General features: G+C 53.6%; 17 protein-coding genes. 3 read left to right on the forward strand and 14 right to left on the reverse strand.

The window, feature by feature from the left end; genetic code table 11:
* Nucleotides 1-939, reverse strand: a 939-nt coding sequence (locus FKP33_RS01455) for an RsmB/NOP family class I SAM-dependent RNA methyltransferase (protein WP_141333790.1), incomplete at its 3' end; no start/stop codon positions are given.
* Between the two features lie 246 nt (nt 940-1,185).
* On the opposite strand from FKP33_RS01455, the gene FKP33_RS01460 reads away from it, so the two are divergent.
* Nucleotides 1,186-1,668 carry a thioredoxin family protein gene (locus FKP33_RS01460; protein WP_127606064.1) on the forward strand — a complete coding sequence of 161 codons (483 nt, stop codon included), beginning with the start codon at nt 1,186-1,188 and terminating at the stop codon, nt 1,666-1,668.
* 122 nt (nt 1,669-1,790) lie between these two features.
* On the opposite strand, the gene FKP33_RS01465 is transcribed toward FKP33_RS01460, so the two are convergent.
* Genes FKP33_RS01465 through FKP33_RS01490 form a run of 6 tightly spaced genes read right to left on the reverse strand, consistent with a single transcriptional unit; the run spans nt 1,791 to nt 6,932 of the window.
* Nucleotides 1,791-2,579, reverse strand: a complete 789-nt coding sequence (locus FKP33_RS01465; protein ID WP_141333791.1) for an ABC transporter permease — start codon at nt 2,577-2,579, stop codon at nt 1,791-1,793.
* A 5-nt stretch (nt 2,580-2,584) separates the two neighbouring features.
* A complete protein-coding gene (locus FKP33_RS01470) occupies nt 2,585-3,451 on the reverse strand; it encodes an ABC transporter permease (RefSeq protein WP_141333792.1) in 867 nt (288 codons plus the stop codon).
* On the reverse strand, nt 3,448-4,518 hold the full coding sequence (locus tag FKP33_RS01475) for an ABC transporter ATP-binding protein (protein WP_141333793.1): 1,071 nt from the start codon (nt 4,516-4,518) through the stop codon (nt 3,448-3,450). The genes FKP33_RS01470 and FKP33_RS01475 overlap by 4 nt, the downstream gene beginning before the upstream one ends.
* Nucleotides 4,519-4,560: 42 nt before the next feature.
* Nucleotides 4,561-4,983, reverse strand: coding sequence for a DUF309 domain-containing protein (locus tag FKP33_RS01480; protein WP_258313353.1), 423 nt, complete (start codon nt 4,981-4,983; stop codon nt 4,561-4,563).
* A gap of 29 nt (nt 4,984-5,012) precedes the next feature.
* Nucleotides 5,013-5,816 (reverse strand): GTP diphosphokinase, encoded by an 804-nt coding sequence (yjbM, locus tag FKP33_RS01485; protein ID WP_127606070.1) that lies wholly within the window; start codon nt 5,814-5,816, stop codon nt 5,013-5,015.
* A gap of 12 nt (nt 5,817-5,828) precedes the next feature.
* Nucleotides 5,829-6,932 carry a quinone-dependent dihydroorotate dehydrogenase gene (locus FKP33_RS01490; protein WP_127606072.1) on the reverse strand — a complete coding sequence of 368 codons (1,104 nt, stop codon included), beginning with the start codon at nt 6,930-6,932 and terminating at the stop codon, nt 5,829-5,831.
* 165 nt (nt 6,933-7,097) lie between these two features.
* Here FKP33_RS01490 and FKP33_RS26900 point away from each other — a divergent pair, with 165 nt between their 5' ends.
* Complete coding sequence (locus FKP33_RS26900) at nt 7,098-7,241, forward strand: hypothetical protein (protein ID WP_164751750.1); 144 nt, start codon at nt 7,098-7,100, stop codon at nt 7,239-7,241.
* Between the two features lie 304 nt (nt 7,242-7,545).
* Nucleotides 7,546-9,002 (forward strand): IS3 family transposase gene (locus tag FKP33_RS28025; RefSeq protein ID WP_373423819.1). Its coding sequence is split into 2 segments (ribosomal slippage): nt 7,546-8,083 and nt 8,083-9,002, totalling 1,458 coding nucleotides; the frame shifts between segments, so codons are not numbered across the junction.
* Between the two features lie 276 nt (nt 9,003-9,278).
* Here the strand turns inward: FKP33_RS28025 and FKP33_RS01505 are convergent.
* From FKP33_RS01505 to FKP33_RS01535, 7 genes are all read right to left on the reverse strand, one after another.
* Nucleotides 9,279-10,079 (reverse strand): DUF2935 domain-containing protein, encoded by an 801-nt coding sequence (locus tag FKP33_RS01505; RefSeq protein WP_054799248.1) that lies wholly within the window; start codon nt 10,077-10,079, stop codon nt 9,279-9,281.
* Nucleotides 10,080-10,242: 163 nt separating this feature from the next.
* On the reverse strand, nt 10,243-10,578 hold the full coding sequence (locus FKP33_RS01510; protein ID WP_054799247.1) for an HPr family phosphocarrier protein: 336 nt from the start codon (nt 10,576-10,578) through the stop codon (nt 10,243-10,245).
* A gap of 108 nt (nt 10,579-10,686) precedes the next feature.
* Nucleotides 10,687-11,733: an ABC transporter substrate-binding protein gene (locus tag FKP33_RS01515; protein ID WP_127606078.1), complete on the reverse strand. Its 1,047-nt coding sequence runs from the start codon at nt 11,731-11,733 to the stop codon at nt 10,687-10,689.
* 44 nt (nt 11,734-11,777) lie between these two features.
* A complete protein-coding gene (locus tag FKP33_RS01520) occupies nt 11,778-12,119 on the reverse strand; it encodes a 4Fe-4S dicluster domain-containing protein (protein ID WP_054796837.1) in 342 nt (113 codons plus the stop codon).
* Complete coding sequence (locus tag FKP33_RS01525) at nt 12,119-13,756, reverse strand: FAD-dependent oxidoreductase (protein WP_141333796.1); 1,638 nt, start codon at nt 13,754-13,756, stop codon at nt 12,119-12,121. The genes FKP33_RS01520 and FKP33_RS01525 overlap by 1 nt, the downstream gene beginning before the upstream one ends.
* A 32-nt stretch (nt 13,757-13,788) precedes the next feature.
* Complete coding sequence (locus FKP33_RS01530) at nt 13,789-14,559, reverse strand: ATP-binding cassette domain-containing protein (protein WP_054796836.1); 771 nt, start codon at nt 14,557-14,559, stop codon at nt 13,789-13,791.
* Nucleotides 14,560-14,575: 16 nt separating this feature from the next.
* The gene (locus FKP33_RS01535; protein WP_141333797.1) at nt 14,576-15,352 is read right to left on the reverse strand and encodes an ABC transporter permease subunit; all 777 of its coding nucleotides are present in this window, start codon (nt 15,350-15,352) and stop codon (nt 14,576-14,578) included.
* Nucleotides 15,353-15,608: the final 256 nt, after the last annotated feature.

The raw sequence follows: 15,608 nt of genomic DNA on the forward strand, positions 1-15,608 counted from the left end.
CACGAGGTGCGGCCACAGCCTGACCGTGCCGGCGACTGCCGCGGCAGCGGGCTCCCCTGCGCCGCGGACCCAGTCCGGCCGGCCTGCCGACCACGCGGCGCGGCCGTCCGCCCGTTCCACCGGCTCCACCTCGAACGCCGGGTGCTCCGCGAGGAACGCGGCGATGATGTCTTCGTTCTCCTCCGGCGAGAACGTGCAGGTCGAATACACAAGCCTTCCGCCGGGGCGAAGCATACGCGCCGCTTGAGCGATGAGCGTATGCTGCATGGCGGCGTACTTGGCCGTCCAGGCCGGCTCCCACGCCTTGGCCATCTCCTCTTCCTTACGGAACATCCCCTCGCCGGAACAAGGCGCATCGACCAAGATTTTATCGAAATAGCCGGCAAACGCATCAACCAGCTTCGCCGGATCGTCATTCAGCACGACTGCATTGCGGACCCCGTTTAACTCGATATTTTTCACCAGCGCCTTTACCCGGTCCGGATGGATGTCGTTGGTCACGACAACCCCTTCACCCTGCAGCTTGGCGGCGATTTGCGTCGTCTTGCCGCCGGGAGCGGCGCATAAGTCGAGCACCCGGTCGCCCGGCTTCGGATCGAGCAGCTCGACCGGCGCCATCGCGCTCGGCTCCTGAATGTAGTACAGCCCTGCGTGATAATGCGGGTGCTTCCCCGGCCGGACTTCATCCGCAGATCCTTCCGTCTCCGAGCCGCCGCGAGGAGCAGCGCCTTGATAATAAAACCCCGTTTCCGCCCAAGGAATCGGACGCAGCCCGATCGGCGACAGCCTCTCGAACGCCGCGGGGGACAGCTTCAAGGTGTTCACGCGTAAGCCGTATAACCGCGCTTCGTCGTATGAAGCCAAAAAAGCCGGAAAATCCGCTTCCAGCAACCGTTCCATATGCTGCAAAAATACCGCAGGCAGATCGCGCCCTGTCATGTTTCGTTCAACCCGTTTCCGTCAATGTGGACATCCAGACCGGCCGTCGGGAGCCGCCTATCGGCTCTGGTCCCGACCCGGATGCCGGATGATTCCCATTGTACTTCGAATCCGATAGTCCCCGCAACCCGGGATGGTTCCGATTGGGGGCAGGGGTCTGGTCAAGAAATTCGAAATTACACCCCATTTCAGGTATGATAGAAAGAGGTAGCTATTTGAACACATCGACAAGAAAGAGGGGGAACCATGAAAAAGCTTGCCATTTATTTATCCATCATCGTCGTTTTGTTCGGCGCGTTATTCGTGTTGAACCAGCAGTCCAATAAAGCCAAATTCGGCAAACACGCCGACAACGTGTACAAGATCGCGCCGGACAAGCTGCATCCGGAAACGGTGAAGCTGCTTGACGATCCAAACTATCAAAATATCATTCTGCCGGAGGACCTGGATAAAAAAATTGCGAATAAAGAAAGCTTCTATATTTATTACTTCGCTTCCACCTGCCCGCATTGCAAGGTGACGACGCCGATCCTGATGCCCGTGGCCAAAGAGCTGGGCGCCGACATCAAACAATTCAACCTCGAGGAGTTCAAAGACGGCTGGAAGCGATACGGCATCGAGTTCACACCGACCTTGATTTATTATAAAGAAGGCAAAGAAGTCGAGCGGCTCGTCGGCGAGCAAACGAAGGAAGCGCTGCAATCGTTCATCAGCAAGCACAAATCTTAAACCGGCCGGGAGCACGATGAAGCCTGGGTAGACGAATTATTCATACTAACGCTCTGCTGGGCGCACCCGAATAAGGCTGCACCGACGTCAAACGTCGGGTGCAGCCTTTCGTATGAGCAGGTCTAGCTGCTCGCGCTCGTATAATGCGCGACCGCATACCGCCAAAACATTCGCGAAAGCGCCAGGGCGATCAGCGCGACCAGCCCGCTGACGATCACCTCCGTCCAGCCGATGCGTCCGACGATGGCGGCGGCGGGGAACGTCGTAATGAACGCCACCGGGAACACGTAGGTTAGGATGAACCGCAGCGCGCCCGGGTACACCGAAACGGGAAAACGCGCCGTCTCGAACGACGTCGTGAACAGGAACGATAAATTGTCGACCTTCACCGCCCAGAACGATACCGTCATCATCGCAATCCACAGCGAATACACGACCGCCAGCGCCGCAACGAATACCGCCGCGAACATCAGCAGCTCCCGCCAGCCGGGGGTATAGCCGATGCGCAAGAGCGCGAAGGCCACCATCCCGAAACCGAGCAAGACGTCGGCCAGACGCCAAAATACAAGATGCCGAAAGCTTACGTAAAATTGGCTGTCGATCGGCTTCGTCAAGACGTAATCCAGCGTGCCTTTGCGAATATGGTCCACGAGCCGGCTCATGTTCGGCTGCAGGAAGAAATCGATAAAGCCGTGTACGGCGGTGAATACGCCGAGCAGCGCCAGCACCTCGTCGAACGACCAGCCGCCGATCTGCTGCGTCCGGTAAAAATAGAGCTGCACCGTCAGCACCGCCATCGCCAGACCGAACAGCGTATGCAGCACGTTGGCGGCGAAATTGGCCCGATACTCGAATTCTTCGACCAGACACGCCCGGAAAAATGATTGCAGCGTACGCCCGTATTTGCGCATCTCTCCTAACCTCCCGCCGCGGAGTATTTGGCCAGTCCCCGCTTCCACTGGATGCGGAAAATCACGATCAGCACCGTGATCCAGACCAGCTGCTGGACGAAGCCCTGCCCGATTAAATCCGGGCGTCCCGCCAGCTTGCCCGTCAGCAAATCGACGGGAAATCCGACCGTCGAATAGAACGGGAACCAGGAGGCGACCCAAACCAGCCCCTCCGGAAACATGGACAAGGGCGCGATGCGTCCCGCCAAAAACAAATGCAAGCCTTCATACAGCGCAAAGATCGACGTAGCCTTGTTCGTCCAGAACGCCAGCAAACCGAATTCGTAGCCGATCAAATAACGCAGCACGTTTGACCCGAGCAGCGCCAGTACGGCGAGCCCGATCATCCCCCCGTCCGCCGCAGGCCGCAGCACCGGCCATATCCACGCAAGCACGAGCCAGGACGGAACGAGCAGCGACGCGAAAAACAGCTTGTAGACGATGTTTTGCGCAATGCTCCAATGCATCGGATGAAACGGGCGAAGCAGCTTGGCCGAGAACGTGCCCTGCCGGATTTCGCTGTCCAGCTCCCACACGTCCCACGACCGCGACAGCCTCTCGACAACGAGCACGCCGATAAAGTACACGATATAATCGTTCGCGCCATAACCGCGGACGGTGCCGCCGCCGGCAATCGACAGCCATACCGAGAGGCTGACGATCGGCTGGACGAACGACCCGATCATCCAGATCAGGCTTTCGCTGCGATACGCCAGCATGACGGCCCATTCAACGCTCAGCAGCGCCGCATACTTCTGCCGGAACCGCAGCCAGGCTTCCCCGGCTGTGCGGGCGTCCGCCGCTTGCCCGAGACCATTCTCCCGGCCGCTCATTCGCGCCCCACCTCCGACGTCTCGCGTTCCTCCTGCCGGTTTTCCTTGCGTACCGCGCCTGCCGAACCGCCTGCCCCGTCCGTCTGCGCGAACGCTTGCCCGATCACCGTCTCCATCGACGGATCCTCGATCGTCAGATCGAGTACCGGAAAATCGGCCAGCAGCTTCGCGGACACGGCGGATACTTGCTCGCGCGGCACCTCGAACAGGGCGACCGGATAGTCGTCCAGCATCACGTTCGTCACCGCCGGCTCCCGGGCCAGCCTTGCCCGAATGGCTTCCGCCGAGCCGCCTTCGGCCAGCTGCAGCTTGATTCGCTTGCGGGGCGAATGCCGGTCGACCAGCTCGGCGATGCCGCCGTCGTACAAGAGCCGCCCGCCTCCGATGACCATGACGCGCTCGCACAGCGCCGTCACATCGCCCATATAGTGGCTCGTAAGCAGCACCGTCGCGCCGACGCTCCGGTTGTATTCCAAAATAAACCGGCGCACAACCTCCTGCATTTGTACATCGAGGCCAATCGTCGGTTCGTCCAAAAATAAAATGTCCGGCCGGTGCAGCAGCGACGCCGCGAGCTCGCACTTCATCCGTTCGCCGAGCGACAGCTGCCGCACCGGTTTATGCAGGACGCGCTCGAGCTCCAGCAGCTCGGCCAGCTCGCCGAGGCTTTTCCGGTACGTCTCGTCATCGATCTCGTAGATCGCTTTATTGACCAGGAAGCTGTCCGATGCCGGCACGTCCCAAATCAGCTGGCTTTTTTGCCCCATCACCAGGCTGATTCGGCGTTTGAACGCGTTCCGGTGCTCCTGCGGCTTGAACCCCGCCACCTCGACGCGTCCGGCCGTCGGATGCAGCAGCCCGGTCAGCACCTTCATCGTCGTCGTTTTCCCGGCGCCGTTCGGACCGAGAAAGCCCACAATTTGGCCCGCGGGAATATGGAAGCTGATGTCGTCGACCGCTTTCACCACCCGGTAGCTGCGGCTCACTAAACTGCGCAAAGACGCCAGTAGTCCGGGCTCCCTCTCGTGCACGCGATAATGCTTGGACAGGTGCTCCACATGAATCAACCGTCTCGTCCTCCTTCGAGCTTCGCTCTATACGCGCGCTGATTAGTCTTCCTCGTGTTCTTGCGGCGGATGCAGGCGGTATTCCTCTACGAGCGCATTCAGCTCCGGATCGAGAACGCGGATGTCCAGGTCATAGAAGGCGAATGGCTCCTCCGCGAGCCGATGAAGCTTGCCCAGGTAGGCCCGGCTGTCCTGCCGCAGCGCCTCCAGATCGATGCCAAGCACCTCTTCCGGCTGCTGCTCAAGCTTCTCCAACGCCGCGGCGAACAGCTTCACCGCGCCCCCGTTATTGCCGTTCCGGTAATGATAAAGGCCTACCGCTACCTGCAGCAGGCCCTGATACAACGTGTCGCGTCCTTCCTCGAGCCAGAGCTCCTCCATCACCTCATGGCATTCGAAGTAATCCCTTGCGATGTTGAAATAGTACACGAACAGCACATACAACCGATCGTACTTCGCGGTCAAGATGAACCCTCCCCGGTTTCGAGCCGATGCTAAGACAACGAGCTCTTTTTCGCCCGGCTGATCGCCTCTTCGATTTGATCGGACAATTCTTTCAATAACCACGTGTCGTTCGTATCCCACAGTTCATTGAAACGCAGCTGGAATTGAGCGGCCTCCCGCACCCGATGGTAAAAATACAACACCTGAATGTTGTTCAGCACCCGGTTGACGATATTGGAGTTGTCCTCGAACAGCTGCTGCGACTCCATGATCTCGTCGCGGATGCTGCTCATTTCCTGATCGAGCTTGTACGCCGCTTCCGCCGCTTTGCTGAGCCGGCTGACGACTTCCTCCGGCAAGCTTTCGCGGTATTTGTAGTTGAGCGAATGCTCAATCGTCGCCCAGAAGTTCATCGCCAGCGTACGCAGCTGAATTTCCGCCAGCACCCGCTTCATGCCGAGCGACGTCTGCACCGGATACTCCACAATCATGTGATAGCTGCGGTAGCCGCTTGGCTTTTTGTTCGTGATATAGTCTTTTTCATACACTAACGTCATATCCTGACGGGCGCGGATCAGCTCCGCCAATTGCCCGATATCTTCGACGAATTGACACATGATGCGGATCCCGGCAATATCCTCGATGCCGGTCTCGATTTGTTCCATCGGCACGTTAAGCCGCTTCGCTTTTTCCAATATGCTGGAAACCCGCTTCACGCGGCCGGTCACAAATTCAATCGGGGAATACTCTTCGCGGCTTTTCAATTCGCTTCGCAGCGTCTTGAATTTGACCTTCAATTCTTCGACCGTCTGCTCGTATGGCAGAAGGAATTTTTTCCAATCGCGACCATCCATCCGTAATCCTCCCTATCTTCCCGTATGCGCCGAGCCGACCGCCTCCGAAATATGCTTGAAGCCGTCCTGCCGCAGCAGCTGCCGCAAGCCGCGGTTGATTCGTTTCACCAATGCAGGTCCTTCATAAATGAGCGCCGTATACACTTCGACCAGGCTGGCTCCCGCGCGAATTTTCGCATAGGCGTCTTCCGCTGTAAATATGCCCCCCGACCCGATAATCGGCAGCTTGCCTTCGGTTAAGCGGTACACGGTCCCGATCAGTTCCGTCGACTTGCCCGTCAACGGCCTGCCGCTCAGTCCGCCGGTTTCGCCGCGGTTCGCATTCGCCAGGCCGTCGCGCGAGATCGTCGTGTTGGACACGATGATGCCCGACACGTTGCTGCGCAAAATCGTCGCCGCCGTATACTCGACTTCCTCCGGCGTCAAGTCCGGTGCAATCTTGACGAGCACCGGCTTCTCCCGGCCGCCGAACTTCGCATGCATGGCGTCCATCTCGTCCTTGACGGCGGCGAGCAGACGCGACAAGTCGTCGCCGTGCTGCAGATTGCGCAGATCCGGCGTGTTCGGCGAGCTGATATTCACCACGAAAAAATCGCCGTAGCCATACAGGGCCTGAATGCATGCGCGGTAATCCTCGTGGGCTTGTTCGTTCGGCGTCGCTTTGTTCTTGCCTATATTAATCGCCAGCGGAATCGTCCGCTTTCCTTGATTCCGTAAATTGCGCTTCATGCCCTCGATGCCGACGTTGTTGAAGCCCATCCGGTTGATCAGCGCCCCGTCCTCGGGCAGCCGGAACAGCCGCGGCAGCGGATTGCCCTCCTGGGGCTTCGGGGTCACTGTCCCGACCTCCATGAAGCCGAAGCCGATGCTGGAAAAGCCCGGAACCGCCTTGCCGTTCTTGTCCAAGCCTGCGGCAAGGCCCACCGGGTTCGTAAACTTGATGTTCCAAAGCTCCGTCTCCAGCTCCGGGTAAACGCCGACGCCCCATACAGCCTGCAGCAGCCGCCGTCCTCCCGGTATTTTACCGAACGTATGCAGCCCGTCGATCGTGAGATGGTGCGCCTTCTCCGGGTCCATTCGGAACAGCACCGGTTTGGCTATCGATTTGTACAACATGCTTCTCGCCCTCTTCCCGTCCGTCTCTTGCTGACGATAACTCTCTCTAGATGACAGTTTATCGTTTTACGGCGGAAAAATAAAGAGGACAACCCAACAAAACCCTGACGCTCCAGCGGTTACAATATGGTAGAATATGCTTAAACCTATCGGAAGGCAGGGCTGATGTCGATGTCCAAAAAGAAAATTACTCCGTACGCAAAGCGCAAAGCGAAAGAAGAGCCAAACAAAAAGCTGATCATCTGGGTCGCCTCCGTCCTTGGCCTCATTATTGTCGGCATGTCGGTCCTTCTCATTGTAAACAGTTGAAGCGCTCGATAGTAATCATTTTTCCATGAGCGCCGAATAAAGTCAGCCCGAGGGAGAAAGCATCCTTCGGGCCTTTTCGGGCTATTTATTTTTGGCCTCCTGCAGGATCGCAACCAGCCTCCTCACCTATTTCTCAATCCTGCCGCCGACTCTCATAGCCGCGGCGGGAAAAATTAAGTTTGCGTTCTCCCGGCTTACCGCCATCATATGACGCCTAAGAAAAAAGGCCAACCAGAAATTGATATGCTCCCCATTAGGTAGACAGGTGAAATAATAAAACCTATCTACCAAGGGGAGTTTTTTCATGTCCAAAATTAACGAATACTGCGGAAAAGAGAAGTTAGCCATATTGAAGGAACTTGAAACGGGGCAAGGGTCACTAAGCGGGATAGCCTATAAATATAGCATTAACGTCAGTACTTTAAAGGAATGGCGGCGGCGTTATGAAGTGTACGGGGCCGAAGGGTTGGAATTTCGTTCAGGCAATAAGAGCTACACGGCGGAAACTAAACTTCAAGCGGTTCAAGATTATCTTTCAGGGAAGTACTCGCAGAACGAAATCATTAGAACGTACCGCATTGCAAGTCGTACACAGCTCAGGAGCTGGATTAAGAAGTATAATAGTCATAGCGGTCTAAGACCGTACAAGAACGGAGGCGTAGCCGCTATGACAAAGGGACGAACGACAACCTGGGAAGAACGGATCGATATCGTATTGTACTGTCTCTCTCAAAATCGCGATTATCCTAAAGCAGCCGAAGAGTTAAGTGAAGTAGAACGACAAAGACTCGCCTTAAAGAAGTTAGAAGCCGAGAACGAATGGCTGCGCGCGGAGAATGCCCTGTTAAAAAAGTTAGAGGAGCTCGAAAGGAGGCGTTATTAAGCCGGATACGTCAGGAGAACGTCTACCTGTCTATTCAATCCGTACAGCAAAACAAAGGCGTTAGCATTCAACTTTTATGCAGAATGGCAGGTATTCCCCGTTCGAGCTACTATAAGTGGTTAAATCGGGAACCCAGCTTTCAGGAGCAAGAAAACGAAAAGCTAGCAAATGCCATGATCTTGCATTATGAGAAGGTGGAGGGCATCTTTGGCTACCGCCAATTAACCCTTCATTTGAGAAGACAACTGGATCGCGCGATTAATCACAAGCGGATTTATCGCCTGATGAAATTGGCAGGCATTCGGTCGGTTATTCGCAGGAAGAAAAAGAAATACGTGAAATCCACGCCTGAACAGATCGTAGAGAATTTGTTGAACCGAGAATTCACTGCTGAGAAGTCGAATGAGAAGTGGGTAACCGACGTAACCGAAATGAAGTACGGCCAGGGCCAGAAAGCTTACCTCAGCGCCATCTTAGATCTTCACGATAAATCGATTGTGGCGTACGTCCTAGGCCATTCCAACAACAATAGCCTCGTTTTCACAACGCTGGACTTGGCTTTGAAAGCCGCACCCGGCACATCGCCAATGCTGCATAGTGACCGAGGTTTTCAATATACCTCATGGGGTTTTAAAAGACGCTTGGAAGCACACGGGATGACGCAGAGTATGTCGAGGGTAGGAAAGTGCATCGATAATGGCCCCATGGAGGCATTCTGGGGCACCCTCAAGAGCGAGAAATACTACCTCCACACATACCAGACCTTTGAAGCATTAAAGAAGGATATCGAGGATTACATTCACTTTTATAACTACGAGCGGTTGCAGAAGAAATTAAGCTGCCTTAGCCCGATGGAAGCTCGAGCTAAGGCAGCTTAATCAATTTATTTTATTCCACTGTCTACTTGACGGGGTGCACTTCAAATTTGGCTGACCTAATAATACGAAATAAAGTATTTTCTTAGTGCTTAGAATAATTTAGTGGTTTATCTGAAGAACTACATGCTACACGCGTATGTGCTTTAATTTATAATTGGAAATAAAATTGGAGGACGTAGCCCAAGCGAAGGCGCGGGAGATGTTTTCCTTTTTTGAGCTCTAACGGGAGTCATACCTGAGTTGTTCTCAGGGTTATTTATAATACACTCTTATGTTTTATCTCGCAGGAGTTTTTGTCAAACTACTTTCTAACATATCTATAATGAGAAGGAATCGCTCCGCTTCCCGAAATACATGGTCTGCCAGCAGGGGATGAATAATACTCTTTATACGACAAGACTCGATTAATTCTTTAGCCGTCTTTTTAAAATCGCGAAGAGATTTTACGGAAATTCGATTCTGGTCAAGGAATTGGTCTAGTAAAGGAACTGTCTGGGATTGAGGTCGCATGGATTCTAAATCTCTTGCTTGAAAGAGCAATTGGTCGAAATCTTGACTAAAGTTACGTGATTGTTCAACTAACTGCCGTTCAGAGGGGTCCAGTAAATGTCCAATAAATTTTGCATGGTCAGCCATTATCCTTAAGAAAAATACATTTTCATTAATGATTGCATCGGGTAAAGGATCTAATCTTCCAGTATTAAGTTCTTCCAATCTGTTTCTAAAGTAAAATGCTTCTCTACTCGTGTGGTCGACCAACAATGGAAAGTTATTGGCTCCTGGAAGTTGGCAACTTAAAATTAATCCTAACACTTTTCTTTTAAAAGCCCATATATGGGAAGCCGCATTGTGCACTTCTACATTGAATCTTTTGATTACTTCAGGGTCTGTTTCAGGTGTAAATGTGTTTGACCTTCTTTCAATTTCCTCAAACACCGCGTAAAAGTGATTCGCCTCATTTATTAACTGGGTGTCATCGCAACGAAACCCTAATTTCAGAAAAAGTGAATGTTCCTTCATTATACGTGACCAAAACCGAACTTCGTCTAAAGAACGCATAACGAATCCATTGGACATAGCTGCACCTCCATTTCACTCCATGATTAAATATTATGGACTTTGAAAGGAAGTATGCTCAAATAATGGATGCATGCGGTCTGTTTCAGCATTGACTTCCTTGACAGATGCATTCGTGAAAAAATGCGCCGCTTCCTGAATATGAATTCCGTTACGATGAGTGTTACATCGCTTGAGTAAAGGGGTGATGATGTACCGCTTTAATCTGCGCTGCTTGCGCAGGTACGGCGTCAGGCTCCCGCATCAGTTCGTGAATATAGGCATGAATGGATCTGAAAGCTTCAGTGGCATCCTCGCCTTCTACGTTCACGCTCAAGGTTTGGTCGCATTTCATCGTTAAGAATAAGGAGACGACCTGGGAAGACACCTTCCCGTTAATATACATCTGCTTTTTACCAAACAAGATGCTGCTTTTATAACCGTTCGCTATGTCCGCAAGCCTGATTAAAGATTCTATGGCAACCGGAATCGCTGCATCCCACTTCCATTCAATGTTCATCGTCAAATCCCTTCCTTTCTTCGTGAGAAAAATAAAGAGACATGCCCCCTCATCAGGTGAACATGTCTCCAGTTGACCGGAAGAATCGTTCCTTTTTGCTGCCTAAGCCTAAGGCTTATAGATCCAATCGTTAAGATTAAAGTCTTTCTTGATGATGCCGTTATCGAACAAATATTTTTTGGTTCCTTCCAGAAGTTTCAGACTGTCCGCTGAAAAATCCTCGACTTGCCACTGGCTAATATCGAAGGATGCTTTAACTACATCCAGCGGGAATTCGGAGGACTCGGCATACAGCTTATAGAATTCATCGGCATTGGACTGAATTTCTTTTGCTGCCTTTTGCCGCACTCCGTTCCATACTTGCACGAAGCCAGGGTTCCTGGAAAGGTAGTCTTCACTCGCCACCGTCACGCTCGAGCCCCGAAGATCCGGATGACTCTTTGCTTCATCTATCGCTTTATAGCCTTTGCTGATAATCAAAGGGCCGAACCCTGTCGGGTAAGCATAAGCTTCAATATCCCCTCGCGCCAAAGCCGCTTCGCCGTCAGCAGGGAGCAGGTGAACGACCTTTATGTCTTTATCCAAGCCTTTTTCCTGCAGCAATCCTTTCAGGTAACGGCTCATGTAGGAGCCATCGGCTGTAGCGATTTTTTTGCCTTTCAAATCCTCCACCTTTTGAGGTCCATCCGCTTTAGCCACAAGCCAGGCATTCATACCGGACTGGGTAATGTTAATCAGTTTCGTCTTCAAGCCGACCGCTCTGGCATTAATTGCCGGCGTATCGCCGTAAATTCCGACATCCAGAGCACCCGAGGCGAGAGCTTCATTCAAGTTCGGTCCGTTAGGAAAAGATTTCACCGAAACATCGGTGACGCCGTATTTTTTGAGTTCGGATTCCAGGTAGCCTTTTTTCTGCGCCCAGCCTTCTACCCCCGTGATGGTACCTTTGTTGTTAGGGGAAATATACCCGATACGAAGCTTCGGTTCAAGCGTCGTCTTCGCTTCGGATGTCTGGCCTGCTCCCTGCGCCGGGGCGGCTGCATCGCCTGCTGCCGGTTGCTTGGAGCCTGAAGTCCCGCATCCGGAGAGAGCCCAGGCAAATACAGATGTAAGGAGTAATGCAGTTAAAGTCCAATGCTTGCGGGATGAATTCATAGTAATGCCCCCTGTCTGTCTAGTTTAATAAGGTTGTGCCTGGTTTAGTGCCTGTGCATGCGTCGAAATATAAGATAAGAACCGTCATCCGCCGCCGTTGATTTGGCGCCCCGGGTCCAGCCCAAGTTGGTACGGTAGCTGCCCAGCTGTCCGCTTTCGATCAGTGCGGACTCGTTGAACTCCGCTTCCTGCTCGGCAAATGGCGATACGAACAAAGCATCCGTAGGGCAGTACAATTCGCACATAAAGCAGCTTTGGCAGTCGGATTTTCTGGCGATAGCAGGAACGCCGCCGTCTTCGGTTGCCGGATCGAATACATTCGTCGGGCAGACGGACACGCACTGGTTGCAGTTGACGCAGCGGTCTTGGCTTAAGATTTCAATCATTAGATGACAGCCTCCTTCTTGGTGAATGTGGAATGGATACCGGAGTGGGCGGCACCGGCATCCTGATCGGATAACGGTCGAACCCAGAGCTGATCCAAACCGCCGCTTAGCAGGCGATAATGCTGCTTGGTATCGGACCCTGGAAAATCTTCGCGACGGTGCATCCCTCTCGTCTCCTGACGCGCTGATGCGCTTATAAACATCCAACGGGCCGTCGCAGTCATTGCCGCCGCTTCCCGGACCCGAACGGTATTGCCGTCCCCGGCCTGAAGTCCGCTTTTCACTTCATTCCAGACGCGCTCGAGCCGCTGAAGCCCTCCTTCAAGCCCTGCTCCTGTGCGGAACCAGTTCCGGTCGTAAGGGAACACCTCGTCCTGTACGGCCTTCACGATCTCACTCGTATCCGGTCCTCCCTTGCGCTCCGCCGGTTGTGTCGGGATGCCGGTTCGTTCCGAGAACCCTTGCGCACTGCGGCTGGCGGCATGCGCTCCCAATTTCAAGGCATAGCGTGCCGCTCCCTCACCGGACCAATAGCCGGAGGACATCGCCCAAGCCGCATTATGGCTGCCTCCGCCGGTAAACCCGCCGCAGATGAGCTCACGTGTCGCCGCATCCCCGGCAGCATACAATCCAGGTACCTTGGTCGCGCAGCTTTCATCGATAATATGGATGCCGCCCGTTCCGCGAACCGTTCCTTCAAAGCGAAGCGTAACCGGAAATTTTTGCGTGAACGGATCGATTCCGAGTCGGTCGAAAGAAAGGAAAAAGTTCGGCTGTGCCTTGCGCATCGCCTCTTTCAGCTCATCGTCGGCCTTATCCAATCGGGCGTACACGGGCTGGGTGAGCAGCGTCCGCGCGATCACCGAGCGGCCTCGCTGCGACCCTGCGCCCTCGATCACCCGGCCGTCTTCGTAATAGAAGGTAGCCCAGGTGTAGAAGGCCGACTTCGTCACCGGAGAGAATGCAGGACACAGAGAGTACGCGGTAGAGAATTCCATGCCCGAGAAATCGGCCCCCGCTTCAGCGGCCAACAAATAGCCGTCCCCGGTTAATACATTCGTCCCTAAGGCTTTGCTTAAAAATGCGCAGCCGCCGGTCGCGATCACGACGGCTGAAGCATCGACCCGCCACGTTTCCTTCGTTTGAATGTTCGTTCCCGTCGCTCCGGCCACACCATGCTCATCCGCGAGGAGCTCCAAAGCCGGACTGTGATCGAGGATCTTCACTCCCGCCTTCTGCACCTGTCTGCGCATCAGCTTCATATATTCCGGCCCTTGCAGACTTTGGCGCTGAGACAGCCCCGCTTCGTCGACAGGAAATGGGTAGCCCCAATCCGCAATCTGGTTCGTATTGGCAAAGGTACGGTCAAGCACCCGCTGCATCCAGCCGCGATCGGCCAAATAGCCCCCCAGCGCTTCACGGCTTTTCATTGCGCTTTCCCGCTCCTCGGGATTCGGATTCACATACCAAACACCTGTGCCGGATGGAGCCGTAGCGCCGCTCGTTCCGCAATAGCCTTTATCGACTAATACAACCTTCGCACCTTCTCTAGCTGCTGTTACCGCCGCCCAGGTCCCCGATGGACCTCCGCCGATTACCAACACATCTGCGTTCAGATTCACATCATATCGACTCATTGTTTTCCCCGCCTTTATAGAGTATGGATTTATCAAATCGAAAACGAAAGCTCCCGTTGGGCTTCTATTGCGCCTGGCTCCTTCAAGAGCAAGCGATCCAAAATCACCTTCTCAAAATAGGCAAATCCACTGTCGCGTTCTCTCGGACGCGGGAGTGTAATTTTCACATCCATCGCGATCTTCCCGCTCTCAATGAGCACTACGCGGTCCGCCAATGCTACCGCTTCGCTCACATCATGCGTGACGAGCAAAACGGTAAATCTTTGCTCGCTCCACAACCGTTCAATCAACTGCTGCATTTCGATTCGCGTCAACGCATCCAGGGCGCCTAGCGGCTCATCGAGCAGGAGCAATCTCGGGCTTCCGGCCAAAGCACGTGCCAACGCTACGCGCTGCCGCTGACCGCCTGACAGGACCGCTGGCCATGCACCGGCTCTCTCCTCCAAGCCCACTTGCTTCAGCGCTTCATGCGCCAGCTTCTTGTCGCCGGACTTCACGCCGATGCGGACGTTATCGACCGCCTTCCTCCAGGGAAGAAGCCGGGAATCCTGAAACAGTACCCGGATATCGGGATGGATGCCCTTCGTTGCGTTGCCTTCGATCATAATCAGACCGTCCGACGGCTTCTCCAAGCCGGCTACCAAGCGAAGCAGCGTGCTTTTGCCGCATCCGCTCCTGCCAACGATCGCGACGAATTCACCGGGTTCCGCCTGAAAGTTAATATCTGTAAGCACCTCTGTTGTACCAAATGTTATGCCCAAATTACGAGTATGCAGCTTAACGCCGCCTTCTTTGACCGTCATGTCCATGACCTCCCCTTCACGCTTTTTTCACGTAGTTATGATGCCATTGAAGCCACCGCCGCTCGAGGAATTTCGCCGCAAGATCGGATAACTTGCCGAGCAGCGCGTACAAGATCACGCACAGCACGACGACGTCCATTCGCATATACTCCCTGGCGTGGGAAGCCATATAGCCGATCCCGGAATCGGCAGCAATCGTCTCCGCGACAATCAGCGTGATCCACATGATGCCTAGCGAGAACCGGACACCGAGCAAAATATTGGATAGCGCACCGGGCAATATCACTTGGGTAAATAAGGAAACTCCGTTTAACCCGTAAACCCGTCCCATCTCGATGAGTCCCGGATCTACCGAGCGTATGCCATGAAATGTATTCAGATAAATCGGAAATGCCACCCCGAGAGCTACCAGAAACAATTTGGACGTTTCGCCAATACCGAACCACATAATAACCAAGGGAATAAGCGCCAGATGAGGAATCGTGCGCAGCATCTGGACCGAAGTATCAATAAACCGTTCGGCTACAGGGAAAATGCCGTTTAATAATCCAATGAAGAAAGCAACGCTTCCTCCGATCAGAAAGCCTAAGAACGCCCTCTGCGTGCTGGCACCTACATATTCCAGCAGCGTGCCGTCCTTGACCACCTCGACAAGCGCTTGCACGACTTCCAGAGGCGTTGGCAGTATGCGTTGAGATAAAACGCCTGCAGCGCCGAACGCCTGCCAAGCTGCCAGCATCAGTACAGGCAAAACCCAAGGCTGCCAGAATGTTGCGAATTTTCGTTTGGACATGGGGAATCCCTCTCTTTTTGTGAAGTGGAGTTGGTTGACGGATGATTCGAATGATGAAACAAAAACAAAAGAGACCCCCTACCTTCTTCAAAAATGAAAAAGGTGGAAGTCTCCTCTTTGCCGGGTAGACTGGCCATACCATCCTATTTGTAAACAATTCATATATATTTACTCGGATTAATGTTGTTGATTTACTATAGCACCTCATTCCAAGGATCGTCAATACGCTGCTTTCATTTTATCAAAATGATAACAA

The sequence above is a fragment of the Paenibacillus sp. tmac-D7 genome, from assembly GCF_006519665.1.
Taxonomy (GTDB): domain Bacteria; phylum Bacillota; class Bacilli; order Paenibacillales; family NBRC-103111; genus Paenibacillus_G; species Paenibacillus_G validus.